Below are 21,428 nucleotides of genomic sequence, written 5' to 3' on the forward strand. Positions count from 1 at the left end.
GGTTGCACGCCCCTGCAGTGTCAATCGACGGTCGAACTTGGACGGCAAGGCCCGCCGCGTGAGTGCGCGGCGGGCCCAGGTCGCTTGAAAGGGAGTGGATGCCGGGCTCAGAATTCCTCCCAGCCCGCATCGGCCGGTTCCGCCTTGGCCATGGCCGTGCCGCCGCCGCTGCCGCCCGCGGCCGCAGCCGCTGCGGCTCTCATCTTGCGCGAGGGCGCGCGCGGTGCCGGCTTGTGGGTTTCTCGGGCTTCCTCGGCCTGCGCGATGATCGCGGCGGCAGCGGTGGTGAAGCGGGAGACGATCTGCGCAAGCTCGGTCGACTGCTGGGTAAGGGTACGGGTGGCGGCGGTGGCTTCTTCCACCATCGCGGCATTTTGCTGGGTCACCTGGTCCATCTGGTCGACGGCGGTGTTCACCTCCTGGAGGCCGGTGGCCTGCTGCTCGGCGCTGCGGGCGATCTCCGTCACGATGGTGTTGATCTCGTTCACCCGCTCGATGATCTGGCGAAGCGAGGTGCCGGTTTCCGCCACCAGCTGCACGCCTTCCTGAACCTGGTTGCGCGAGGTGGAGAGAATGCCCTTGATCTCCTTCGCGGCTTCTGCAGAGCGCTGGGCAAGCGCCCGGACCTCGGAGGCCACCACCGCGAAGCCGCGGCCCGCCTCGCCCGCCCGCGCCGCCTCGACGCCGGCATTGAGTGCGAGGAGGTTGGTCTGGAAGGCGATCTCGTCGATGACGCCGATGATCTGCGTGATCTCCTGGGAGGATTTCTCGATCCCCTGCATCGCCTCGACGGCACGCTTCACGACGACGCCGCTCTTGTCGGCATCCTCCTTGGCGGCGGTCACCATGTTGCGGGCATGCTGGGCGCCCTCGGCGGTCTTCTTCACGGTCGAGGTGATTTCGGCCACTGCGGCTGCCGTCTCCTCGAGATTTGCGGCCTGGTTCTCGGTACGCCGCGACAGGTTGTCGGAGGCCTGGGCGATCTCCTCGGTGCCCGACTTGATGCCGAATGAGCCGCGCTTCACCGTGTTGATCGTCTCCGTCAGGCTGTCGGCGGCGGAGTTGAAGTACTGGCGCAGCCTGTCCAGGGCATCGGGGAAGGGCTGGTCGATGCGATGGGTGAGATTGCCCTGCGCAAGGTTTTCGAGGCCCTGGCCCAGAACCGAGATGATGTGCTTGGAGTTCTCGTCGTTGCGCCGGTTCTGCAGTGCCTGGTCCTTGAATACCGCGAGCGCGCGGGCCATTGCGCCCACCTCGTCTCCCCTCGTGGCATAGGGAACCTCTTCCTCGAGATGGCCTCCGGCGAGGCGGCCCATGGTGGCGGAAATCCGCGTGAGGGCGCGCACCACGAACTGGTGCGAGGCGATGAGCAGCAGGGCGATGAGAATTGCGATGCTGCCGTTGATGGCGGTCATGAACTTCAGGCTCGATTCGGACGTGCCGATGCCCGACTGCTCGATCTTGGTTACGTTGGCGCCCATCTTCGCGGCCTCGCCGTTCATGTATTCGCCGAAGTCGACGAACGTGGCGCGCACGCGGTTGATCGAGGCGCCGGCACTGGCCGTGTCCCCGCGCTCCAGCGCCGGAATAAAGACGTTCTCGAGCTCGTTCCAGAATGGCTCGCCGCGCTTCATCAATTCGCTGCGGAAGGCCGTCCACTCGGCGGGATCGATGATCCCGAAGCCCGCGATGTTGTCCTCCCAGAACTTGAGCCGGGTGTTGTAGGCGTCGTGCAGGCTCAGCAGCCGCGGCTTGAGCTGCGGCAGGAGGCCGGGATTGCTTTCGAGGATCTGCATGTAGGCGAAGGGTTCCGCCGGAAACAGCGGCGGCGGCAGGATGTCGGCCACGAAATCCTTGCCCTGGACGATGCTGGTATAGTCCTTGCTGCCGATCCGCACCTCGCTGATGGTGTTGTAGGTCTGCAGGCCGAGGAAGGCCATGAGGCCGACCATGATCACCCCGAAGGTGATCATCAGGCGCTGGATGGTGAAGAGGCTTTTGGTCATGTGTTTACGCCTTGTCTTCTTGACGGTTGCGGTTTCTTGGTGGGCGGAAGGATGAACCCGTCAGCCGGGCTCCGGCGGAAGCGAGTCGTAGAAGGCATGCACCGCTCCCGAGGCCTTGCCGGCAGCGTCGAATTCGGCGCCATAGCGCGGGTGGAGAGCCCAGCGCAGCTGGCAGCGCACGTCTCCCAGGCGGTCATGCCGGATAATGAAGGCCTCGCCCGGCTTCAGCATCAGCACGGGGTCGGTGGTAAATCCGATGCCGCCCGCGGAGATGTTGAGGATGCGGGCATGAGCCTCGCCATGGACCGTCGCAATACGGGCGGCGAGGTCGCAGGTCCGGCGCTCGAGCCGTGGCCGCAGGTCGAATGTCGGGGCCGTCTTGAGGCGCGTTGCGCCGAATATGTCGGGGGCCATGGATGCTCCTGCCTCGTCCTCGCTGCCGGACGCTAGGGGGGCAACGTTGTGCCAAGCTGGAGGTCGCCCCCTGCCTGTGGTTGCAGCTGCCGGGGCGAGGTTCCGAAGCGCCTGTTCATTGGTCAGCACCCGGCCCCGAAATGTCCTTGGTGAGGCAAGGGGATTATTGTAACACTTGCCCCATGGAACGGATGGCGACGGCGGCTCTTGCGTGCATGCTCGCCGTGGTGCCGCCTGGCGCCGCGGTGGCAGACGAATTGCCGGTATTCGCCGAGATCGCCCCGCTCGCGACATTCGAACCGCTGGGGCATGAAACTGTCCTGACCAAGACCGAACTGCGCAATCTCGAGCTCGTCTCTCCGGTGCGCATCGAGCCCGCCTCGGCCGTGGCCGGTTTCGTCGACCGGCTGGAATACAATCTCGAGAAACTCGACGTCTCGGGCTATGCGGATTACGATGCCGCTCTCTTCTTCGACCATTCCCGTGCGATCGTTTGGGACATCGCGGCCATCTACGGCCTGACGACGGCTTTCGGTCTCAAGAATTGGGAATGGGGCAGCTCCGGCTTTCATTTCGAGAATGAAGGCTGGTTCGGCGAGGATACGAAATACGGCGGCATGGACAAGCTGGGCCATGCCTATACGGGCTACCTGCTCACCGAGTACTTCTCGCAGCGCATCGCTCATTCGGCTGACGATCCCAACGGTGCCATCGTGACGGGCGCCATTCTCGGCATGGGCCTCCAGACCTACATCGAGTTCTTCGACGGCTTCTCGGGCGGCCATGGATTCTCCTACGAGGACCTGATCGCCGATGGCTTGGGCGTCGGCTTCTCCTTCCTGCGCAACACCATTCCGGAACTGGGCGAGAAGCTCGATTTCCGCATGGAATACATCCAGTCGGAATATTCCGATTTCGCGCCGGCGACCGACTACGCGGGCCAGAAATACGTGCTGGCGCTGAAGCTCTCGGGCTTCGAAGACCTGGAGGAGACGCCGCTGCGCTTCCTCGAGCTGCAGGCAGGCTACTTCACCGAAGGCTACACCGACGAGGAGCGCGACAGGGGCGTGGACCCCCGGAGAGAGCCCTACGTGGCGATCGGCCTCAACCTGAACGAACTCCTCGGCGAAGCACCGGAGGTGCGTGACACGCTCCCGGGCCTCGCCACCAGCCGGGCACTGGAATACCTGCAGGTTCCCTACACATACGTTCCCACCAGCTCGCGCTGATAACCCGATCTTCCCGTATCTTGAAGTCGTTTGCAGATTTTCGCGAACTTTGCTCCGCCCTGTGATATGGATCACAGAAAACGGGAGGAACGCGCATGCTGCAGAACACCCGCCCGCGGGTAACCCAGACCGTCCGCACCGGCCGCACCGGGCGGACGGCTCCCCCGCCCGTGCCGCGACCTATCCTTCGTTCGCTGCTCACTGCCGCCCGCCCCCTGGACCTCAAGGTGAGGGAGGTTCTCTTCCACGCCGGGGATGCGGGCGAGGGCTGCTACTACCTGCGTGAAGGCGTGGTGAAGGCCGCGGTGGTGGCCAAGGACGGCCAGGAACGGCTCCTCGCCGTTCTGGGCCCCGGCTCCCTCATCGGCGAGCTCTCCCTCATCGATGACGCGCCGCGTTCGGCCACGATTTCAGCGCTCAAGCCTTGCCGCCTGCTGCATCTTTCCAAGTCCTCGTTCTTCCGCCTGGCGGACGCCAATCCGCAGGTCTATCGCGAGGCGCTGAAGATCCTGGCGCGCCGCCTGCGCGAGACGAACGAGTCGATGGTGGCGCAGGGCACCGTCACGGTAGCGGGCCGGGTGGCCCGCGCCTTCGCCTCGCTGGCGGAGGGCCTGGGCGAGCCGCGTCCCGGAGGCCGCGTCCTGCTTCCCAACAAGATCACCCAGACGGACATTGCCGGCATGGCGGGTGTCGCCCGCGAGAATGCGAGCCGCGCCATCAACGACCTGCTGCGCGACGGCATCTTGGGCCGCGAAGGAAGCTTCTACGTGATCGTGCAGCCGGACGAGCTGCGCGACATGGCGGAGATCTGATCTCAGCCCTGGCTCTCGACGAGCCGGTCCACCAGCGTCTCCATGTCGGAGGCCTCGGCGTTGGCAAAGGCGATCCGCAGGTAGCTCTCCTGGCCCGGCCCGAACATCGAGCCCGGAAGGCAGAGCAGATCATGCTCGCCGGCCAGCCGCATGGCCACCTGCTTCGCGCCCTGGTCCCGGAAAGGGTGCTTCACATAGGCGAAGAGCGCGCCCGAGCTGATGAGCTGGTAGCGGAGCGCTGGGCGCCGGAAGGCGGATCGAAGCGCCTCGAGCCGGCCCTGCATCATCGCCATCTTCTGCCGCTTCCAATCCTCGAGCGAGGAGAGCGCGAACAACGCGGCGCGCTGAGAGATGTGCGAGGTGCAGATCGCCATGCAGTCCATGATCTTCTCGATCTCGCCTAAGACGCGGGCCGATGCGGTGACCGAGCCGACGCGGTAGCCCGTCATCGCGAAGACCTTGGAAAAGCTGTAGAGGTGGATGAAGGCCTCATCCCAGTCCTGACGTGCGAAGAGGCGATGGGCGGGTGACTCCCCCTCGCGGAAATCCTTGTAGGTCTCGTCGATGATGAGGGCGAGGCCGTGCTTCCTCGCCAGATCGAAGAAGCCGTCGATCACCTCGGGCGGGTAGATGGCGCCTGTCGGGTTGTTGGGCGAGCACAGGACGATGGCACGGGTGCGCGAATCGATCAGCGCCGCCGCATCCTCGGGGCTCGGATGGGTGGCATCGCCGGAAACCGCCGGGACATGGCGCGCCTCCACCCCCAGCATGCCGAGCCACATGGTGTGATTGAAGAAGTAGGGGACGGGCACAATTGCATTGTCCCCGGCGCGCGCGACCGCCATCACCGCCGCCGCAAAGGCCTGGTTGCAGCCGGCGGTGACGCAGACGTTTTCCGCCGCGACCCGGCCGCCGTAGTCGGCCGAGAGATGCGCGGCGATGGCATCGCGCAGTTCCGGCAAGCCGAAGATATCGGTATAGAGGTGGATGCCGGGCTCATGCGCCAGCCGCGCCACCGCTTCGTTCAGCTCTTCCGCGCAGGCCCAGCTCGGCACCGCCTGGCACAAGTTCAGGAGCTTTCGATTGCGCAGGCCGGGCCTGATCCAGCCCTGCGCCTCCATGATGGGCGGTGCCTCGATCCTGTGGATGGCGGGATTGACGGCGTATGACATGATGGGGCACCAGAAAGCGGAATGCGGTTGCGCCGGAACATGCCGGGCACCGCCAGGAGGTGCAAGCATGAAAGCGATCCGGATCACCGAAAACGGCGGGCCCGAAGTGATGAAGCTGGTCGATGTCGAGGTGGAAAAGCCCGGCCCCGGTCAGGTGCGCGTGCGGCAGACGGCGGTCGGCCTCAACTACATCGACACCTATCACCGCTCCGGCCTCTATCCGGTGCAGCTGCCCTCCGGGCTCGGGCTCGAGGCAGCGGGCGTGGTGGAGGAGTTGGGCGAGGGCGTCAGCTCGCTGAAGGTGGGAGACCGCATCGCCTATGGCGTGGGCGCGCTCGGCGCCTATGCCCAGGGGAGGAACCTGCAGGCCAACCGCATCACCAGGCTTCCCGATGCGATCACGGACGAGACGGCGGCCGGCATGATGCTGAAGGGCATGACGGTGCGCTATCTCCTGCGTGCCACCTACAAGCTGCAGCCGGGGGAGACGATCCTGCTTCATGCCGCGGCGGGCGGCGTCGGGCAGATCCTCAGCCAGTGGGCGAAGGCGCTGGGCGCCACCGTCATCGGCACGGTGGGATCGGAGGAGAAGGTGGCGGCGGCCCGCGCCCATGGCTGCGATCACGTGATCAATTATTCGACGGAGAACACGGTGGCGCGCGTGAAGGAGATCACCGGCGGCAAGGGCGTTCCGGTCGTCTATGACGGTGTCGGCCAGGCGACGCTGATGACCTCGCTCGATTGCCTGAAGCCGCGCGGGCTGCTGGTGAGCTTCGGCAACGCGTCAGGGCCGGTGAAGTCGCTGGACCTCGGCCTCCTGGCCGCCCGCGGCTCGCTCTACGTGACGCGGCCCACGCTGATGACCTACACCGCCTCGGACGAGGACCTGAAGGAAACGGCGGAAGACCTGGTCCAGATGGTGGCGAGCGGCAAGGTGAAGATTCCCGTGAACCAGCGATATGCGCTGGCAGACGTGGTGCAGGCCCACCGCGACCTCGAGAGCCGCCGCACGACCGGCACGACGATCCTGATTCCCTGAGAAGGATTGGGCGGGGCGCTCAGCCCCGGCTGCAGGCCGGGGCGGTGGGCAGGCTCCGCCACTTGGGGGAGCAGCTCATGTTGGCGCAGAGAAAGCCCGCCAGCGTCCGCGAGGGCACGGCATGGGCAAGGTTCAGCGGCTGGCCCGCGCCGTCATAGAGCGTGCTCACGATCATGCCGACGAGCTCGCCATCGGCATCGAACAGGGGCCCACCTGATTCGCCCTTCTGGGTGGAGAGCCTAAGCACCATCGCGTCCGGATAGCCGAACTTGCCATTGGTGCCGGCATAGCGCACGGCCTGGCCGAAGCTCATCGACTCGAACTCGCCAAGGCGCGCCGTGTCGCCCTGCGAATGCGGGCGGCCGAGGGAATAGACGAGATTGCCCTGTTCCAGGCACTGGTTGTCGCCCGGCGTCACCGTCTTGCCGGAGAAGCCGCGCAGCTTGATGAGCGCCATGTCGTTCTCCGGGTTCACCGCCACGACCTGGCCGGAATAGACGCGGCCGTTGGCGGCGCGCGCCGAGACCGTGTTGCCGGGGCGCTTGGCGACATGCGCGGCCGTCATCACATAGCCCGACGATTCAACCACGAAGCCGCTGCCGGAGGTCACGGGCGAGCCGCGCTGGTTGTCCTTGGAGCGCTGGTCGGCCGAGACCTGCTCGGAAACGATGAGCGTCACATAGGAAGGGCCGGAACGCCGCACCAGGGCTGCAATCTGCTCCGTGCTGGCGACCGCTTCGCCCGCGGATGTCTGCTGCACGTTGAAGTTCCGGCCTTCGAGATCGACATTCGACGTCGATTCGCATCCGGCGAGCGCCAGTGCGATGAGCGGGGCGGCAATCAGCGTGCGAAGGGGCAGGGGCATCTCGGGACTCTGTTTCGCTCGTCTCTATGAATCGAAATCGCGGCGGCAGCAAGGCCTGCAAAACCATTTGCCCAAAAGAAACGGCCCGCCGGAGCGGGCCGTCAACAATCGTTTGCCGTGCAGAGCGCTTAGAAGCGCCAGACACCGGTGAAGGCAGCGTAGAAGGTGTCAGACTGGACGTCGATGTCGACCTTGTCTCCGGAATACTGTTCCGTAAGGTCGAAACCAGCATCAACCGTATACCATTCGCCTTCGACACCGATGGTGAGCTGCTCGACGGGCGTGTAGTAAATTCCGCCCATGATGGCATAGGTATCATAATCGATACCGCTGCCTTCCCACCAATCCCCACCCGAGTAAACCCAGCCGCTCTCATCAGTCTCACGGTGCTTGTAGCCACCGGCGAGTTCGGCATGCACTTCATCGGTCAGGTTGAAGGAAGCAAGAGCAGTAATGCCCCAATACTTGTTGTTGACGTAGGACGCATCGACAATGTCACCGTCTTCAACTTTCGTGGCCGGACCTTCACCCATCGCGGCGGCGAGCGAGAGGTTAGCAACGTCGCCGAGCGCGAAGCCGAGACCCGCGCCGATCTGCCAGAGGCTATCGACGTCCCAGTACTCGTCTTCATCCACGGCCCGGTAGACGCCGGAGATCTCGCCCGAGATGGTGTCGCTCGAGTACTTGATCTCGCCGGCAACACCCAGCTTGTCGCCATTGATGTTATCATCGTCCTCGCCGTAGCCGTCGTTCGCTCCGGCATCTTCAACCGCGATGGCCATGCTGAGGGGGCCGGACGCGTAGGTCAGACGCAGCTGACTCGTGTCGCCCGGATTGAACGCCATGTCGGCGTTGTCGACCCAGTAGCAGCTGCAGGCGCCGTCATAGCCATACCAGATGTCGCCCAGCGAGGCCGTGTAACCGCCACCGAAGGTCAGTTCGGGGGTCATCGCCCACCAGCCCCAAGCCTCCTTGATGTCGGCGTGAGCCCTGCCAGTGCCGTTAAAGTCGCCACGGAACTCGATCGCCACGCCCACTTCGCCAACGGCGGTGTCGGTGGTGCCGACGACGCGTAGGCGGGCCTGAGCCGGGACGTCGATATCATCGTCGTCGTTCGAGATGGTGATATCGGTGTCAACGTCTTCGCTATTAAGCCAGCTACCGCCCATGAACTCGTTGGCATCGCCAGGATCCTCGAAGCTCAGATCAACGTCGCGATCAAAGCTATTGTAGACGACGCCGGCGCGGACCTGGCCGGTCCAGGTGATGGTCGTGCCAGCCGGGGCGTCAGCCGTCGGCATGACGCTGATCACGGTGGCCTTGTTGCCGTAGCTGAGCATGTCGCCACGCTTCATGCCGAGGCCGGGGACCTGCGGCAGTTCGCCTTCCGAGATGGTCAGAAGCTGATAGCCGGCGGGAACCGACGGGGCAGCTTCCATCGCGGCGACGCGGGCATTCAGCGCCTCGATCTGGGCCTTCAGGGCGTCCAGATCGTCGGCCTGAGCGCCAGCGGCGGTCACGGCGAGAGCCGCACCACCCAGGAGCGCCAACTTAATCGATTTCATATTTGTTCTCCCAAGTCTCTTGGAGTTGAGTAGACCCCCCCATCCCCTGCAAACGGTGCTGGAAGGCAATGCACGAGTTCATCGCACACCCGTGATTTCTCTGACCAAACCCGTCAAAGGTCAATGTATGTGAGTATTTGGACATGCGAATTTCGGTATCTGTCACCCGAATGCCACAGTCCTGCCGCGCCCCTGGAAGCTCCAGAAAAGTGAGTTAAAACAGTCAGTTAACGCGCTGCGGCACAGGTAGCGCGCCGGTTATTGGTGCACGTGCAGCAATCCCGATCCTGTGGCTGCCACGGTGCCGCCACGCATGGGGCAGGGCCGATTCAGCGAAACAAAAAGAAAACGGCCCGCCGAAGCGGGCCGTCTCCCATTCGCTGAGTCGCGTTTCGGATCAGAAGCGCCAGACGCCGGTGAAGGCAGCGTAGAAGCTGTCAACGTCGCCCTCGGCGTCGATCGACTCGTCCCCGCCGTCCTCGTCGAAGCTCCAGTCAACCGAGGTGGTGAAGTACTCGCCTTCGACACCGATCGTCAGCTGATCGACGGGCGTGTAGTACAGGCCGCCCATGACTGCCCACTGCTCGTACTCGAAGCCGTCGGAGTTCCAGTCAACGTCGTCCTCGTCGGTGACCGTGACATCGTCGCCTTCGCGCTTCTTGTAGCCACCGGCCAGTTCGGCATGAACCTCATCCGTGAGATTGAAGGATGCCAGCGCCGTGACGCCCCACCAGCTGTTGTTGAGGGGCAGGTTGGTCACGATGTCGCCATCGTCGACCTTGGTCGTCGGGCCTTCACCCAGGGCTGCGGCGAGCGAGAGGTTCGCCATGTCGCCCAGTGCGAAACTGAGGCCGGCGCCGACCTGCCAGTTGGCATCGACGTCAAAATAATCGTCTTCCTCGACAGCGCGGTAGACGCCGGAGATCTCGCCCGAGACGATGTCGCTCGAGTACTTGACCTCGCCGGACACGCCGAGCTTGTCGCCGCTGGCGCCGGAGTTGTCGTCGCCGAAGCCGTCGTTCGTGCCGCCGTCCTCAACCGCAACGGCCATCTTGAGCGGGCCGGACCCATAGGCCAGGCGCATCTGGGTCACGTCGCCCGGATTGAACGACATGTCGGCGTTGTCGACCCAGACGCAGCTGCAGGCGCCGTCATAGCCGTACCAGATGTCGCCCAGCGAACCGGCATAGCCGCCGCCGAAGGTGATCTCCGGGGTCATAGCCCACCAGCCCCACGCCTCCTTCACGTAGGCGTCGCCGGTGCCGGTGCCGTTGAAGTCGCCACGGACTTCCAGCGAGGCGCCGACTTCGCCAACGGCGGTGTCCGTCGTGCCGACGACGCGCAGGCGGGCTTGCGCCTTCACATCGAGATCGTCGACGTCCCTGTCGACGCTGTATTCACCGTCGCTGCTGTAGGGGCTGAAGGCGTCACCGAAGCTGTTGGCATCGTCCGGATCGCTGAAGCTCACGTCGAACGAACCCTCGCGGTTCTCGTACACGAGACCCGCGCGAGCCTGGCCGGACCAGGTGATGCTCGTGCCGGCCGGGGCGTCAGCCGTCGGCATGACGCTGATGATGGTGGCCTCGTTGCCATAGCTGAGGCGGTCGCCGCGCTTCATGCCAAGGCCGGGAACCTGCGGAAGCTCGCCTTCCGAGATCGTCAGCAGCTGGTAGCCGGCGGGAACCGCGGGGGCGGCCTCCATGGCGGCCATGCGGGTGTTCAGCGCCTCGATCTGCGCCTTGAGGGCGTCGAGATCGTCGGCCTGGGCGCCGGCGGCGGACACGGCAAGGGCCGCACCACCCAGAAGCGCCAGTTTGATCTTCTTCATGTCTGTTCTCCCAAGTCTCTTGGAGTTGAGTAGCCCCCATCCCCTGCAAACGGCGCTGGAAGGCTGCACGCGGTGAAAAGCGCACGTGGGAGTTGTTGATGAAATCGGCGAAAAGGTCAACGCATGCGAGTGCGTTGCGGGCCCGAATTTCCGGCGCTGTCACTCATCTGCCACAGTAAAAACCACTATAAAACAAGGAATTAGGTGAAAACGTTTGCAAGTCGCATAATGCAAGCGCTGCCAGAGAGATAGGCGTGCGCTGTGCCGATGTCGGAGCGGCAAATCCCACGTTTTCGCGGGAGGATTGAGCGAAGTCCGTCGGCCTGCGGAACGGCCCCGAACCCCCTCGACTCCACCCCGGAGTTGCGGAATATAGCGACTCACACCCGGGGGAATTCCATGCCGCTCAGGCCCGTGAAATGGCTGCTCTACACGCCGGTCGCCGTCTTGCCGTTCCTTGCCGCCCTGCTTCACCAGGGCAAGGCGGGCGAAGCGGAAGAGGGTTTGCCGGTTTTCGCCGAGCTGCTGCTTCTGTTCGGCCACCACTGGGCCTGGATGCTGGTGGCGCTTGGCCTCGGCGTCTGGGTCGGCTGGTACACCGCCACGGACCGGCCCTCCGCCGAAGAGGAGGCCGGCGCATGACGATGCAGTATGCCGTCGAACTCGGGCTGGCGATGCTGCTGATCTTCCTGCTCGGCTGCCTCGTCGGCGCCGTGGCCTTCAACCTCTTCGGCCGCAAGGAGCCCTAGCCCCGGGCCGAATCGACCGCGGCGAGCCATCCTGCAATGGCCTCGAGGCTCACAGGCTCGTCCAGGAAGGGCACATGGCCGCGCTCCGGCACGGTGGCGGCGGAAAGCCGCCGGTGCCGCCGGCGCATCTCCGCAACGGTTTCTTCGCTCAACAGGTCCGAGTGTTCGCCCCTCAGCACCAGGGATGGCACCTCCGCCATGAGCTCGAGCAGCGCCCAGAGCTCCGGCACCTTGCCTTCCTCGATCTCCGCGGCGCTCGGGAAATTGACGGCGAGGCCGGGGTCGTAATCGGCGCGGGGGCCGCCTTCATCCTCGCGATAGACGCGCCGCGCGAAGGCCAGCCATTCGGCGTCGCTCAGCGAAGGAAAGCCGGGATTGCCGGCCTTCAGCGCCGCCACGGCCTCCTCCCAGCTGGCGAATTTCGGATCGCTGCCGAGATAGCCGCGGATGCGGAGGAGCCCCGCCTTGTCGATCCTGGGACCGATGTCGTTGAACAGCACGCCCGCCATGCGGGGCAGGGCGCGCGCCGCCATGACCATGGCCACGATGCCGCCGCGCGAGGTGCCGATGACCGCGAAACGCTCCACCCCCAGCGCGTCGAGCACGGCGAGCGTGTCGGCCACCTCCTGGTCGGGCCGGTAGGTGGCGGGATCGGCCCTGCCGCTCCGGCCGCGCCCCCGGAAATCGAGGGCGACGACGCGCCTTTTCCGGGCCAGCAGGGGTGCGATCGTCTCGAAGTCCCTGGCATTGCGGGTGAGGCCGGGCAGGCATACGGCAGGCGTCAGCCCGCGGCCCTCGGCCTGATAGTCACGCGCATAGAGGGGCGTGCCGTCGGCGGCGGCGATGATGTGCTCGGCGAACTGCAACGGCTCAGTCGCAGCTGGTGATGAGATCGGCGATCGAACCCTTGCCGCAGGCTGCTTCCTGCGCTTCCGCCGGCGCCGAGGTGGAGGCCACGCTGAGCCCGTCGCCCTTGGTGCCGCGCGCCAGGTCCGCCGACATCGGCCGCACCGTCTTGGGCGCGAGGCGCGAGCGGTAGACGTGCAGGTTCTGGAGAACCTTCTGCACATATTGGCGCGTTTCCTGGAACGGGATCGATTCCACCCAGTCGATGGGATCGGCCTCGCCCTTGCGGAAATCGCCGTATTCCACCAGCCACTCGCGCGAGCGGCGCGGCCCGGCATTGTAAGATACGAGGGTCAGCACGTAGGAGCCGCCGTGATCGGCGATGAGGTCGCCGAGGTGGGCCGCACCCAGCTTCACGTTATACTCCGGGTTCATCAGCTGCCCGGGATTGTGCTTGATGCCGTGCTGCTTGGCGATGAGCTTCGCCGTGCCGGGCATGATCTGCATGAGGCCCTGGGCGCCCACCTTGCTGCCGGCCTTGGGGTTGAACTCGCTTTCCTGCCGGGCGAGCGCGAAGACCAGCGGCCTTTCCACCGGCTTGCCGATCTGCTTCCAGTCAGGGAGCGCCCGGATGGGATAGCCCCAGGCGTCGATGTCGATGTTACGGGCCGCCGAGGCCTTGGCGAGCCTCACCGCCATGGTGGCTCCGCCCGCGTCCCACACCACGTCGGCCACGGCGTTCATCTCGTCCACCGTGTCGAAGCGGTTCGCGAAGGACCAAAGGAACATGTAGAGGTCGTTCTGGCTGCCGGCCTTCTGCATGATCTTGAAGGCGCGCACCACCTCGTCCTTGGCGATATTGGCCACTGCCGAGGCGGAGGCCTTGCCGCTGTCGATCTCCTCCGGCACCCGGCCGAGCCCGATCTTCTCGCGCGCCAGCTGGCCGTAATAGACGGTGGAATAGGCCGAGGCCTCGGCATAGGCCGTCTTGGCCTCGCCCTTCCGGCCCATGGCCTCGAGGGCCCGGCCCCTCCAGTATCCGGCGCGCGCCTTCTCGGTGCGCGATTCGGCGATCTCGCCCAGGCGCTGGAAGTGGCGGAGACCGGTTTCGGCATCCTTCAGGTAGCGGAGCGCGATCCAGCCGGCGAGGAATTCGCCCTCCAGCGCCTCTTCACCCTTGCTGAAGCCATGGGCGCTGGCGATCCGGTAGGCCGCCTTGGCGTTCTTGCGGTTGTTGATGCCGATCGAATGCCGCGCCACGATGCGGCGCTCGATCCACCACGCCCCGGCGTCGCCCATCTTCGAGGCCTCGCCCGGGATCTCCGCCAGGATGGCGCGAGCCTTCGCGTAGTTCTCGGTGCGCCGGTAATAGCGCGCCAGGGCATATTTCATCCCGAGCGACTGGCGCATGGCGGAGGGGAGCCCGTTGTAGAGCTTGTCTGCGCCCTTCTCGCTGCGGATCAGCTTCTGCGCGACGGATGCCGCCTTCTGGTAGTCCGAGGGAAGGCGCTTCGATGCCCGGATCGCCGCATTGGTTTCCTGCGCGTAGACGAGCCGCCACATGCGGCGCTTGTGGTCGTCCTCGGTGAGGAGCTTGCCGAATTCCGCGGCGACGGATTTCTCCATCTCCGCCGTGATGTCGGCGTTGAGCCACACCGCCTGGACCTGCGTCCTCGCCTCGTCCGACTTGCCGGTGGCGGCGAGGGCCCGGGCGAACGCCAGAGAGCCTTCAGGCGTCGTCGGCTTGCGCTTGGCGAAATGCCCGAGGATGAGGTTCGCGCTCTCCTTGTTCACATAGAGCGAGCGCTCGGCGCGCTTCAGCAGCGCTTCCGCCAGAGGCCATTTCGGCGCGAATTCGAGGAAGTCCACGATGCGCTGGTAGCCGGCGTCGTTCGGGTGGTCGCGAAGATAGATGAGTTCCACCAGCTTGATCGCGGCGATGTCGCCAGACCGCTCGGCCGCGGCGCCGGCGCCTACGAAGTCGCCCTTGAGCGCCAGCTTCGCCGCCTCGACCGCCTGCCCCGAGGGATTGGCCTGGGCCTGGACGACCGCGCCGAGCGGCGAAAGGCCGGGCGAAACCGTCGCCGCGGCCGCGGCGAGGGCAATGAGGCTGACACGCAGAAACCGGCTGAAACGCATGGACTGTCCAATCACACCAAGAATCATCAACTGCCCGCTAGCCCGCAAATACGCCGATAGGATGGCTGCGGGCCAGTCCTGATCGGTGCTTGCCCGTGCCCGGGCAAACGTCTAATGTGCCCGCCCGTTTGCGGCTCGCGGAAACGCCTCGCAAATCTAGTCCTCCCATGGTTTCCAAGTCATTACCGGAGTTGTTCCCGTGCAGTTGAGAGGTTCCCTTCCCGCGCTCATCACCCCCATGAGGAATGGCGAGGTCGACGAAGCGGCTTTCCGGAAATTCGTCAACTGGCAGATCGAGCAGGGCTCGCACGGCCTGGTGCCGGTGGGCACGACGGGTGAAAGCCCGACGCTGACGCCCGAGGAACACAAGCGGGTGATCGAGATCTGCATCGAGGAGGCGAGGGGGCGCGTGCCGGTCGTCGCCGGAACCGGTTCCAACAGCACGATGGAGGCCATCGAATACACGATCCACGCCCGCGAGGCGGGGGCCGATGCCGCCCTGGTCGTCGTACCCTATTACAACAAGCCGACCCAGGAAGGCCTCTACGCCCATTTCAAGGCCATCGCCGAGGCGGTGGACATCCCGATCATCGTCTACAACGTGCCGGGACGGACGGTGGCCAACATCTCGGTGGAGACGCTGGCGCGGCTTTCGCATGACTTCAAGAATATCGTCGGCACCAAGGATGCCTCGGCCGACCTGACGCGCCCCTCGCGCCAGCGCCTCGAATCCGGCACCGGCTTCATCCAGCTCTCGGGCGAGGACGGAACGGCGCTCGGCTTCAACGCCCATGGCGGGGTTGGCTGCATCTCCGTCACCGCCAACGTGGCGCCGCGCCTCTGCGCCGAGTTCCAGGAGGCGACCCTCAAGGGCGACTACGCCACGGCGCTGAAGCTGCAGGACCGTCTGATGCCGCTCCACCACGCCATGTTCGTGGAGACGAGCCCGGGCCCCGTGAAATATGCCGCGAGCCTGCTCGGCCTGTGCGAACCCGAGGCGCGCCTTCCCATGGTGCCCGTCGCCGAATCCACCAAGCAGGCGGTGCGCAAGGCCATGGTGCATGCCGGGCTCCTGAACTGACATGAGTTCAAAGAGCGGCGGGGCAAAGGCCTCGCGCAAGGAAGAGGGCATCAAGGTCATCTCCGACAATCGCCGGGCCCGCTACGACTACGAGATCCTCCAGACCTACGAGGCCGGGATCGAACTCAAGGGATCCGAGGTGAAGTCGCTGCGCACGGGCCACACCAACCTGGGCGAGGCCTATGCGGCGATGAAGGGGGGCGAGCTCTGGCTCATCAACTCGAACATCCCGGAATACCGCGAGGCCAACCGCTTCAACCACGAGCCCAAGCGGCCGCGCAAGCTGCTTCTCCACAAGTCCGAGATCAACAAGCTGGCGGCGGGCGTGCTGAAGGAGCACCTGACCATCGTGCCTCTCAAGATGTTCTTCAACACGCGGGGCCGGGTGAAGGTGGACATCGCTCTCGCCCGCGGCAAGAAACTTCACGACAAGCGCGAGACGATCAAGGAACGCTCCTGGGACCGGGAGCGTGCGCGCCTCATGAGGGAGAAGGGCTGAGCATGGTCTTCATGCAGCATCTCGTGGGCCGCCGGATGCCGAGCATCGATCTGGAGGCGACATCGGGAAGCCCCGTCAACCCTGCCAGGCTCATCGGTCCCGCGGTGATCTTCTGCTATCCCTTCACCGGCAGGCCGGGCTACCCCAACCCGCAGAACTGGGATCATATTCCCGGCGCGCACGGCTCGACCCCGCAGGCGCTCGCCTATTCCGAGGCCTATGGGCATTTCCGCCGGCTCGGCGTCAAGCTCTTCGGGCTGAGCCTCCTCTCCACCGAATGGCAGCGCGATTTCGTGCAGCGGAACGGCCTCAGCTTCCGCCTTCTTTCGGACAGCACGCGCGCTCTCCAGTCGCGCCTCGCGCTGCCCATGTTCGAGACGGGAGGCGAACTCTATCTCCAGCGCCTCACCTTCATCCTGCATGACGGCGTGATCTCGAGCGTGCGCTACCCGATCCCGGAACCTGAGCGTGACGCCGCCGAGGTGCTGTCGGCGCTGTCCTAGGGCGGAAGAGGGCTATGGCTGCGCACCCAGATGCTCCCTTACCCGCGCGAACACCCTCCTGAACATCTCCGGCGTCAGCACGCCCGTGTTGGTGTTGTAGCGCGAGCAGTGATAGCTGTCGAAGAGCCTGAAGCCCCCCACCGCATGTTCCGCGCCGTGGGAAAAGGGGTGAGCCGACTTTCTCGCGTCGAGCGCCGTCAGCACGCCCTCGTGTGCGATGCGGCCAAGCGCCACCACCGCCCTGAGCCGGGGCAGGAGTGCGATCCGTGTACGGAGGAAAGCGTTGCAGGTGCGGATTTCTGCCGGCAGCGGCTTGTTCTGCGGCGGCACGCAGCGCACGGCGTTGGAGATCATGGCGCCCGCGAGCGTCAGCCCGTCATGGGGATCGGCGCGATAGATGCCCCTGGCGAAACCGAAGTGAAGCAGCGTGTCGTAGAGCAGGTCGCCGGCAAAATCGCCGGTGAAGGGCCGGCCCGTGCGGTTCGCGCCCGCCACGCCCGGCGCCAGCCCGACGATCAGCAGCTCCGCCTCTTCGCCGCCGAAGGAGGGAACCGGCGCGTTGAACCACGCGGGGTGAAGCTCGCGCTGCTCGTGCCGGTAGGCGACGAGACGCGGGCAGAACGGGCAGTCGCGCCCCGGCTCCGGGCTCTGCATGGGTTCAGATGTCCGCGAAATCCTCGAAGCTCTCGCGCGGCGGCGCTGCCGGCGCCCGCTCTCGCCGCTCGGAAGGATCGCGGCCGATTTCCTCCCGCAGTTCGCTGAGGTCGATGAACTGGTCGGTCTGGCGGCGGAGGTCGTCGGCGATCATCGGCGGCCTGGTCGTCAGCGTCGAGACCACGCTCACGCGGCGGCCCCTGGACTGGACCGCGGCGACGAGCGGGCGGAAATCGCCGTCACCCGAGAACAGCACGATGTGGTCGAGCTGGTCGGCGAGCTGCATCACGTCGACGGCGAGCTCGACGTCCATGTTGCCCTTCACCTTGCGCCGGCCCATGGCATCGGTGAACTCGCGCGCGGGCTTGGTCACCACCCGGTAGCCGTTGTAGTCGAGCCAGTCGATCAGCGGCTTGATCGGCGAATATTCTGCGTCGTCGAGCAGGGCGGTGTAGTAGATGGCGCGGATCAGCCGCGCGCGCTTGCGGAAAAAGCCGAGCAGGCGCTTGTAGTCGATGTCGAAGCCGAGCGTCTTGGCGGTGGCGTAGAGGTTGGAGCCGTCGATGAAGAGCGCGACGCGCTCATCCGGATAAAAATGCATGTCTGAAATCTCCACGTCGTGTATGGGTCCCGTTTAGTCATCCATCGGACCGGCCTCAAGAAAAATGATCCTGATCGCCCTCGGCAGCAATCGCGACGGCCCCTGGGGAAGCCCGCGCGAGACCGTTGCGGAGGCGCTTCGGCGGCTGGGAACCGGAGGGCTCAAGGTGAGGCGCCGCTCGCGCCTTCTCGTCTCCGCGCCCTACGGGGTGACGGGCCAGCCGCCCTTCGTCAATGCCGTGGCGGAAATCGAGACCGCGGCCTCGCCGGAGGCACTGCTGCATCGCCTGCACCTGATCGAGCGGATGGCGGGCAGGCGCCGCACGCTGCGCTGGGGACCGCGCACGCTGGACCTCGACCTCATCGACTACCACGGCCTGGTGAGATTGCCCCCGGCCCGCCCGGTGCTGCCGCATCCCGGCATCGAGGACCGCATCTTCGTGCTGGCCCCCATCGCGGAGATCGCGCCGCGCTGGCGCCACCCGGTGACGCACCTGACCGCTGCCGCCATGCTGCGCCGGCTCGACCCCGAGGGCGAGGGCGGCCTGCTTTAATCACTGGTTAATCGGCGGGCGTCAGTCTCGCCGCCCGGGGTGACGTCTCATGCGTGTGTGGTGTTGGGCGGCAACGGCACTCGCGGCGCTTCACGCGCCCGCGGCTGCGCTTGCCGATGAAAGGATCGGGTCCGTGCGCCAGGCCTTCCAGGTCCTTGGCGGCATTGACGACGGCAGCGGCCAGCCCATGGCGGAGCAGCGGCCCATCGCCGAACTTCCCGCGCACATGCGCAGCCGCACCATCGCCTTCGCTTCCGCGCTCGCGCCCGGATCGATCCTGGTGAAGACCGGTGCGCGCCGTCTCTATTTCATCCTGCCCGGCGGACAGGCCATCGAGTATCACGTCGGCGTCGGCCGCGAGGGATTCACCTGGAGCGGCACCGACACGGTCTCGCGCAAGGCCGAGTGGCCGGACTGGCGGCCGCCCCAGGAGATGATCGCACGCGAGATGCAGAAGGGCAGGGTGCTTCCCGCCTTCGTGCCCGGAGGCCCCGGCAACCCGCTCGGCGCACGCGCCATCTACATCGGCGACACCCAGTTCCGAATCCACGGCACCACGGAGCCGTGGAGCATCGGGAGTGCCGTGTCCTCCGGATGCATCCGCCTCATCGACGAAGAGGTGATCGACCTCTACGACCGCGTCCGGATCGGTGCCACCGTGATGGTGGAAGACTGATCCGGGGAGTGTTTGCAAAATTCTGCGGGCCTGCCGACGCGATAAACCCTCCCTTAACCTAAACGATCCATTCTGCTTGTGTCAGTTTGTTTTGGAGTTCGGGGCATGCCGTTGAAAGTTCGCAGTTCCGCCTGGAATGCATCCAGGTCGAAGTTCCTCCTGTCCGTTGCCGCCGCTGTCATGCTCGCCGCCTGCTCCGCCGAGTCCGACCGCTTCGCGTCCAACCCGTCAGATGCCGATCCCGTCTACACGGCGAGCGTGCCGAAGCAGGTCACCGCCGCCAATGTCGGCATGGATGACGAAATCAGCTCGAAGCCCTTGACCGGCGCATCGCAGCAGCCGCCGAGCTACGACTACTCGAAATCCTACCGCACGACGCAGTACCGGCAGCCCGCCGTCGCCGCTACTCCCGACGTGGCGGAGGCTCCGTCTGCCGCCGGCGGCCGCACCGTCACCGTGGGCCCGGGCATGACGCTCTACTCGGTGGCACGCGCCAACAACGTCTCGGTCTCGCAACTCGCCGCCGCCAACGGCATCCGCGCGCCCTACTCGGTGAGGACCGGCCAGACGCTGCGCATTCCGGCAGGCGGAAGCGGCCAGGCCACCGCCTATGCCGAACCCGAAACCGCGCCCGCGCCGGCCAAGCCGTTCAAGCAGGGTCCCTCGGTGACCGACTCCGGCAAGGCCGCGAGCCACACCGTCGCCAGCGGCGAGACGCTGTTCTCGCTCGGCCGCAAATACGGCCTGTCGCCCTATGCGATCGCCGAGGCCAACGGGCTTCCACGTGACGCGCAGCTCGCGGTTGGACAGCGGGTGAGAATCCCCGGCGGGTCCGCATCCGCCGCTCCGGCCGTGGCCGTGAAGAAGCAGGCGGCCCAGCCCAAGCTCGAAACTGCCGCCGTCACGGCGGAGGACGAGACCGAGGTTGCCGCCGTTCCCGCCGCACCGCAAAAGGCCGCCGCCGCGGTCGAGCAGCAGCCCGCCGAGACTGCGGGCCAGCAGGTTTCCGAGCAGGCGCCGATCGCCGGCGCGCCGGGCTTGCGCTGGCCGGTGCGCGGCAAGGTCATCTCCGGCTTCGGCCCCAAGGCCAACGGCCTCAAGAACGAAGGCATCAACATCGCGGTGCCGGAAGGCACTTCGATCCGCGCGGCCGACAGCGGCGTGGTCGCCTATTCCGGGAACGAACTCAAGGGTTATGGCAACCTCGTGCTCATCCGCCACGAGAACGGCTACGTCACGGCCTACGCCCATGCGAAGGAACTCTTCGTCAAGCGCGGCGACACGGTGAAGCGTGGCGACGTCATCGCCAAGGCCGGCCAGACCGGTTCCGTCTCGAGCCCGCAGCTGCACTTCGAAGTGCGCAAGGGCGCGGTGGCTCTGGATCCGATGAAGTATCTCTCCTCCTCGACCGCGGCGAACTGAACGAACCGCAGGCCACGTGCCTGACACGAGCCCGGGCCGAAGAGGCCCGGGCTCTTGCATTTGCGCCATGATCGGTCATGCTCGGGCGTGCTTCGGGAGTGTTTGCGATGATCACGGTGTGGGGCCGGCGGAATTCCGTCAACGTTCAGAAAGTGCTCTGGACGCTGGAGGAGCTCGACGTGCCATACACGCGCGAGAACATCGGCGGCAGCTTCGGCGGCAACCGCGATCCTGACTTCCTCGCCATGAACCCGATGGGCCTCGTGCCGGTGATCCGCGACGGCGACGTGACCATGTTCGAGTCGAACGCCATCGTGCGCTATCTCACGGCCCGCTACGGCGCGGGGCTCCTTCGTCCGCAGGATCACCGCGGCCTCGCCATGGCCGAGCAATGGATGGAGTGGCAGCAGCAGGCCTTTTCTCCCGCGGTGGCGGCGATCTTCATGAACACCGTGCGCAGCGCTCCCGAAAACCGCAACGCGGCCGCCGTGGCCACGGGCGAGAAGCAGGCGGCGGAGGCCCTCAGGATCGCCGATTCCTGGCTCGCCCGGCATGACTGGTTCGCCGGCAGCGCGTTCAGCTTCGGCGACATCGTGATGGGGGCGCTCCTCTGGCGCTTCATGGGCCTCGACTGCGCCAAGCCAGACACGCCGCATCTTCTGGAGTGGCTGGAATCCATCGAGGCGCGCGAGCCCTTCCGCCGCGCCGTGACGGCGGTTCCCCGGGCGAAGAACCTCGCCGACTGGAACAGGATCGAGAAGGAGACGGCGTAGGG

At 65.9% G+C, this 21,428-nt stretch carries 21 protein-coding genes; 11 read left to right on the forward strand and 10 right to left on the reverse strand.

Translation table 11 applies throughout. The features are described from left to right. Positions 1–107: 107 nt before the first annotated feature. Complete coding sequence (locus ACK4HL_RS05400) at positions 108–2,006, reverse strand: methyl-accepting chemotaxis protein (protein WP_409757018.1); 1,899 nt, start codon at positions 2,004–2,006, stop codon at positions 108–110. Positions 2,007–2,066: 60 nt separating this feature from the next. After that, the gene (locus tag ACK4HL_RS05405; RefSeq protein WP_409757019.1) at positions 2,067–2,420 is read right to left on the reverse strand and encodes a PilZ domain-containing protein; all 354 of its coding nucleotides are present in this window, start codon (positions 2,418–2,420) and stop codon (positions 2,067–2,069) included. Positions 2,421–2,602: 182 nt separating this feature from the next. Here ACK4HL_RS05405 and ACK4HL_RS05410 point away from each other — a divergent pair, with 182 nt between their 5' ends. Together ACK4HL_RS05410 and ACK4HL_RS05415 are read left to right on the forward strand one after the other, a co-directional pair. Then, positions 2,603–3,649 carry a DUF2279 domain-containing protein gene (locus tag ACK4HL_RS05410; RefSeq protein WP_409757020.1) on the forward strand — a complete coding sequence of 349 codons (1,047 nt, stop codon included), beginning with the start codon at positions 2,603–2,605 and terminating at the stop codon, positions 3,647–3,649. A gap of 95 nt (positions 3,650–3,744) precedes the next feature. Further along, complete coding sequence (locus ACK4HL_RS05415; protein WP_409757021.1) at positions 3,745–4,461, forward strand: Crp/Fnr family transcriptional regulator; 717 nt, start codon at positions 3,745–3,747, stop codon at positions 4,459–4,461. Positions 4,462–4,463: 2 nt separating this feature from the next. Here ACK4HL_RS05415 and ACK4HL_RS05420 read toward each other — a convergent pair whose 3' ends face one another. Then, complete coding sequence (locus tag ACK4HL_RS05420) at positions 4,464–5,633, reverse strand: aminotransferase (RefSeq protein WP_409757022.1); 1,170 nt, start codon at positions 5,631–5,633, stop codon at positions 4,464–4,466. Between the two features lie 67 nt (positions 5,634–5,700). On the opposite strand from ACK4HL_RS05420, the gene ACK4HL_RS05425 reads away from it, so the two are divergent. Next, complete coding sequence (locus tag ACK4HL_RS05425; RefSeq protein ID WP_409757023.1) at positions 5,701–6,672, forward strand: quinone oxidoreductase family protein; 972 nt, start codon at positions 5,701–5,703, stop codon at positions 6,670–6,672. A 19-nt stretch (positions 6,673–6,691) separates the two neighbouring features. On the opposite strand, the gene ACK4HL_RS05430 is transcribed toward ACK4HL_RS05425, so the two are convergent. The 3 genes from ACK4HL_RS05430 to ACK4HL_RS05440 form a co-directional block, all read right to left on the reverse strand. Continuing rightward, positions 6,692–7,537, reverse strand: a complete 846-nt coding sequence (locus tag ACK4HL_RS05430) for a serine protease (protein WP_409757024.1) — start codon at positions 7,535–7,537, stop codon at positions 6,692–6,694. Between the two features lie 128 nt (positions 7,538–7,665). Beyond that, complete coding sequence (locus ACK4HL_RS05435; protein WP_409757025.1) at positions 7,666–9,102, reverse strand: hypothetical protein; 1,437 nt, start codon at positions 9,100–9,102, stop codon at positions 7,666–7,668. Positions 9,103–9,499: 397 nt separating this feature from the next. Beyond that, the gene (locus tag ACK4HL_RS05440) at positions 9,500–10,930 is read right to left on the reverse strand and encodes a hypothetical protein (RefSeq protein ID WP_409757026.1); all 1,431 of its coding nucleotides are present in this window, start codon (positions 10,928–10,930) and stop codon (positions 9,500–9,502) included. Positions 10,931–11,329: 399 nt separating this feature from the next. Between ACK4HL_RS05440 and ACK4HL_RS05445 the strand changes: the two genes are divergently transcribed. Beyond that, positions 11,330–11,572: a hypothetical protein gene (locus ACK4HL_RS05445; protein WP_409757027.1), complete on the forward strand. Its 243-nt coding sequence runs from the start codon at positions 11,330–11,332 to the stop codon at positions 11,570–11,572. Positions 11,573–11,675: 103 nt separating this feature from the next. On the opposite strand, the gene ACK4HL_RS05450 is transcribed toward ACK4HL_RS05445, so the two are convergent. Both ACK4HL_RS05450 and ACK4HL_RS05455 read right to left on the reverse strand, forming a co-directional pair. Beyond that, the gene (locus ACK4HL_RS05450; protein ID WP_409757028.1) at positions 11,676–12,545 is read right to left on the reverse strand and encodes an alpha/beta fold hydrolase; all 870 of its coding nucleotides are present in this window, start codon (positions 12,543–12,545) and stop codon (positions 11,676–11,678) included. A gap of 4 nt (positions 12,546–12,549) precedes the next feature. Next, positions 12,550–14,664 carry a transglycosylase SLT domain-containing protein gene (locus tag ACK4HL_RS05455; RefSeq protein ID WP_409757029.1) on the reverse strand — a complete coding sequence of 705 codons (2,115 nt, stop codon included), beginning with the start codon at positions 14,662–14,664 and terminating at the stop codon, positions 12,550–12,552. A gap of 199 nt (positions 14,665–14,863) precedes the next feature. Here ACK4HL_RS05455 and dapA point away from each other — a divergent pair, with 199 nt between their 5' ends. From dapA to ACK4HL_RS05470, 3 genes are read left to right on the forward strand one after another with little or no spacing between them, the layout of a single operon-like run. Beyond that, positions 14,864–15,745: a 4-hydroxy-tetrahydrodipicolinate synthase gene (dapA, locus tag ACK4HL_RS05460; protein WP_409757030.1), complete on the forward strand. Its 882-nt coding sequence runs from the start codon at positions 14,864–14,866 to the stop codon at positions 15,743–15,745. 1 nt (position 15,746) lies between these two features. Further along, positions 15,747–16,244 carry an SsrA-binding protein SmpB gene (smpB, locus tag ACK4HL_RS05465; protein ID WP_409757031.1) on the forward strand — a complete coding sequence of 166 codons (498 nt, stop codon included), beginning with the start codon at positions 15,747–15,749 and terminating at the stop codon, positions 16,242–16,244. A 2-nt stretch (positions 16,245–16,246) separates the two neighbouring features. Then, on the forward strand, positions 16,247–16,747 hold the full coding sequence (locus ACK4HL_RS05470; protein WP_409757032.1) for a redoxin domain-containing protein: 501 nt from the start codon (positions 16,247–16,249) through the stop codon (positions 16,745–16,747). A gap of 12 nt (positions 16,748–16,759) precedes the next feature. On the opposite strand, the gene ACK4HL_RS05475 is transcribed toward ACK4HL_RS05470, so the two are convergent. Next, positions 16,760–17,401 carry a uracil-DNA glycosylase gene (locus ACK4HL_RS05475; protein WP_409757033.1) on the reverse strand — a complete coding sequence of 214 codons (642 nt, stop codon included), beginning with the start codon at positions 17,399–17,401 and terminating at the stop codon, positions 16,760–16,762. A 4-nt stretch (positions 17,402–17,405) separates the two neighbouring features. Continuing rightward, on the reverse strand, positions 17,406–18,002 hold the full coding sequence (locus ACK4HL_RS05480; RefSeq protein WP_409757034.1) for an NYN domain-containing protein: 597 nt from the start codon (positions 18,000–18,002) through the stop codon (positions 17,406–17,408). A gap of 64 nt (positions 18,003–18,066) precedes the next feature. Between ACK4HL_RS05480 and folK the strand changes: the two genes are divergently transcribed. From folK to ACK4HL_RS05500, 4 genes are all read left to right on the forward strand, one after another. After that, complete coding sequence (folK, locus tag ACK4HL_RS05485) at positions 18,067–18,555, forward strand: 2-amino-4-hydroxy-6-hydroxymethyldihydropteridine diphosphokinase (RefSeq protein ID WP_409757035.1); 489 nt, start codon at positions 18,067–18,069, stop codon at positions 18,553–18,555. A gap of 49 nt (positions 18,556–18,604) precedes the next feature. Continuing rightward, positions 18,605–19,231, forward strand: a complete 627-nt coding sequence (locus tag ACK4HL_RS05490) for a L,D-transpeptidase (RefSeq protein ID WP_409757036.1) — start codon at positions 18,605–18,607, stop codon at positions 19,229–19,231. Between the two features lie 105 nt (positions 19,232–19,336). Further along, positions 19,337–20,653, forward strand: coding sequence for a peptidoglycan DD-metalloendopeptidase family protein (locus ACK4HL_RS05495; protein WP_409757037.1), 1,317 nt, complete (start codon positions 19,337–19,339; stop codon positions 20,651–20,653). 107 nt (positions 20,654–20,760) lie between these two features. Further along, positions 20,761–21,426 carry a glutathione S-transferase family protein gene (locus tag ACK4HL_RS05500; protein ID WP_409757038.1) on the forward strand — a complete coding sequence of 222 codons (666 nt, stop codon included), beginning with the start codon at positions 20,761–20,763 and terminating at the stop codon, positions 21,424–21,426. The last annotated feature ends 2 nt before the right edge of the window (positions 21,427–21,428 follow it).

The sequence above is a fragment of the Aestuariivirga sp. genome, from assembly GCF_046294715.1.
In the GTDB taxonomy this organism is placed as follows: Bacteria; Pseudomonadota; Alphaproteobacteria; order Rhizobiales; family Aestuariivirgaceae; genus Aestuariivirga.

What these genes read in the sequence shown, in the direction of transcription:
- ACK4HL_RS05400 (WP_409757018.1), bottom strand. Translation starts at nt 2,006, where the DNA reads ATGACCAAAAGCCTCTTCACCATCCAGCGCCTGATGATCACCTTCGGG.
- ACK4HL_RS05490 (WP_409757036.1), top strand. Translation starts at nt 18,605, where the DNA reads ATGCGTGTGTGGTGTTGGGCGGCAACGGCACTCGCGGCGCTTCACGCG.
- folK (WP_409757035.1), top strand. Translation starts at nt 18,067, where the DNA reads ATGATCCTGATCGCCCTCGGCAGCAATCGCGACGGCCCCTGGGGAAGC.
- ACK4HL_RS05495 (WP_409757037.1), top strand. Translation starts at nt 19,337, where the DNA reads ATGCCGTTGAAAGTTCGCAGTTCCGCCTGGAATGCATCCAGGTCGAAG.
- ACK4HL_RS05500 (WP_409757038.1), top strand. Translation starts at nt 20,761, where the DNA reads ATGATCACGGTGTGGGGCCGGCGGAATTCCGTCAACGTTCAGAAAGTG.
- smpB (WP_409757031.1), top strand. Translation starts at nt 15,747, where the DNA reads ATGAGTTCAAAGAGCGGCGGGGCAAAGGCCTCGCGCAAGGAAGAGGGC.
- ACK4HL_RS05475 (WP_409757033.1), bottom strand. Translation starts at nt 17,401, where the DNA reads ATGCAGAGCCCGGAGCCGGGGCGCGACTGCCCGTTCTGCCCGCGTCTC.
- ACK4HL_RS05470 (WP_409757032.1), top strand. Translation starts at nt 16,247, where the DNA reads ATGGTCTTCATGCAGCATCTCGTGGGCCGCCGGATGCCGAGCATCGAT.
- ACK4HL_RS05440 (WP_409757026.1), bottom strand. Translation starts at nt 10,930, where the DNA reads ATGAAGAAGATCAAACTGGCGCTTCTGGGTGGTGCGGCCCTTGCCGTG.
- ACK4HL_RS05430 (WP_409757024.1), bottom strand. Translation starts at nt 7,537, where the DNA reads ATGCCCCTGCCCCTTCGCACGCTGATTGCCGCCCCGCTCATCGCACTG.
- ACK4HL_RS05445 (WP_409757027.1), top strand. Translation starts at nt 11,330, where the DNA reads ATGCCGCTCAGGCCCGTGAAATGGCTGCTCTACACGCCGGTCGCCGTC.
- ACK4HL_RS05435 (WP_409757025.1), bottom strand. Translation starts at nt 9,102, where the DNA reads ATGAAATCGATTAAGTTGGCGCTCCTGGGTGGTGCGGCTCTCGCCGTG.
- ACK4HL_RS05455 (WP_409757029.1), bottom strand. Translation starts at nt 14,664, where the DNA reads ATGCGTTTCAGCCGGTTTCTGCGTGTCAGCCTCATTGCCCTCGCCGCG.
- ACK4HL_RS05420 (WP_409757022.1), bottom strand. Translation starts at nt 5,633, where the DNA reads ATGTCATACGCCGTCAATCCCGCCATCCACAGGATCGAGGCACCGCCC.
- ACK4HL_RS05415 (WP_409757021.1), top strand. Translation starts at nt 3,745, where the DNA reads ATGCTGCAGAACACCCGCCCGCGGGTAACCCAGACCGTCCGCACCGGC.
- ACK4HL_RS05480 (WP_409757034.1), bottom strand. Translation starts at nt 18,002, where the DNA reads ATGCATTTTTATCCGGATGAGCGCGTCGCGCTCTTCATCGACGGCTCC.
- ACK4HL_RS05405 (WP_409757019.1), bottom strand. Translation starts at nt 2,420, where the DNA reads ATGGCCCCCGACATATTCGGCGCAACGCGCCTCAAGACGGCCCCGACA.
- ACK4HL_RS05410 (WP_409757020.1), top strand. Translation starts at nt 2,603, where the DNA reads ATGGAACGGATGGCGACGGCGGCTCTTGCGTGCATGCTCGCCGTGGTG.
- ACK4HL_RS05425 (WP_409757023.1), top strand. Translation starts at nt 5,701, where the DNA reads ATGAAAGCGATCCGGATCACCGAAAACGGCGGGCCCGAAGTGATGAAG.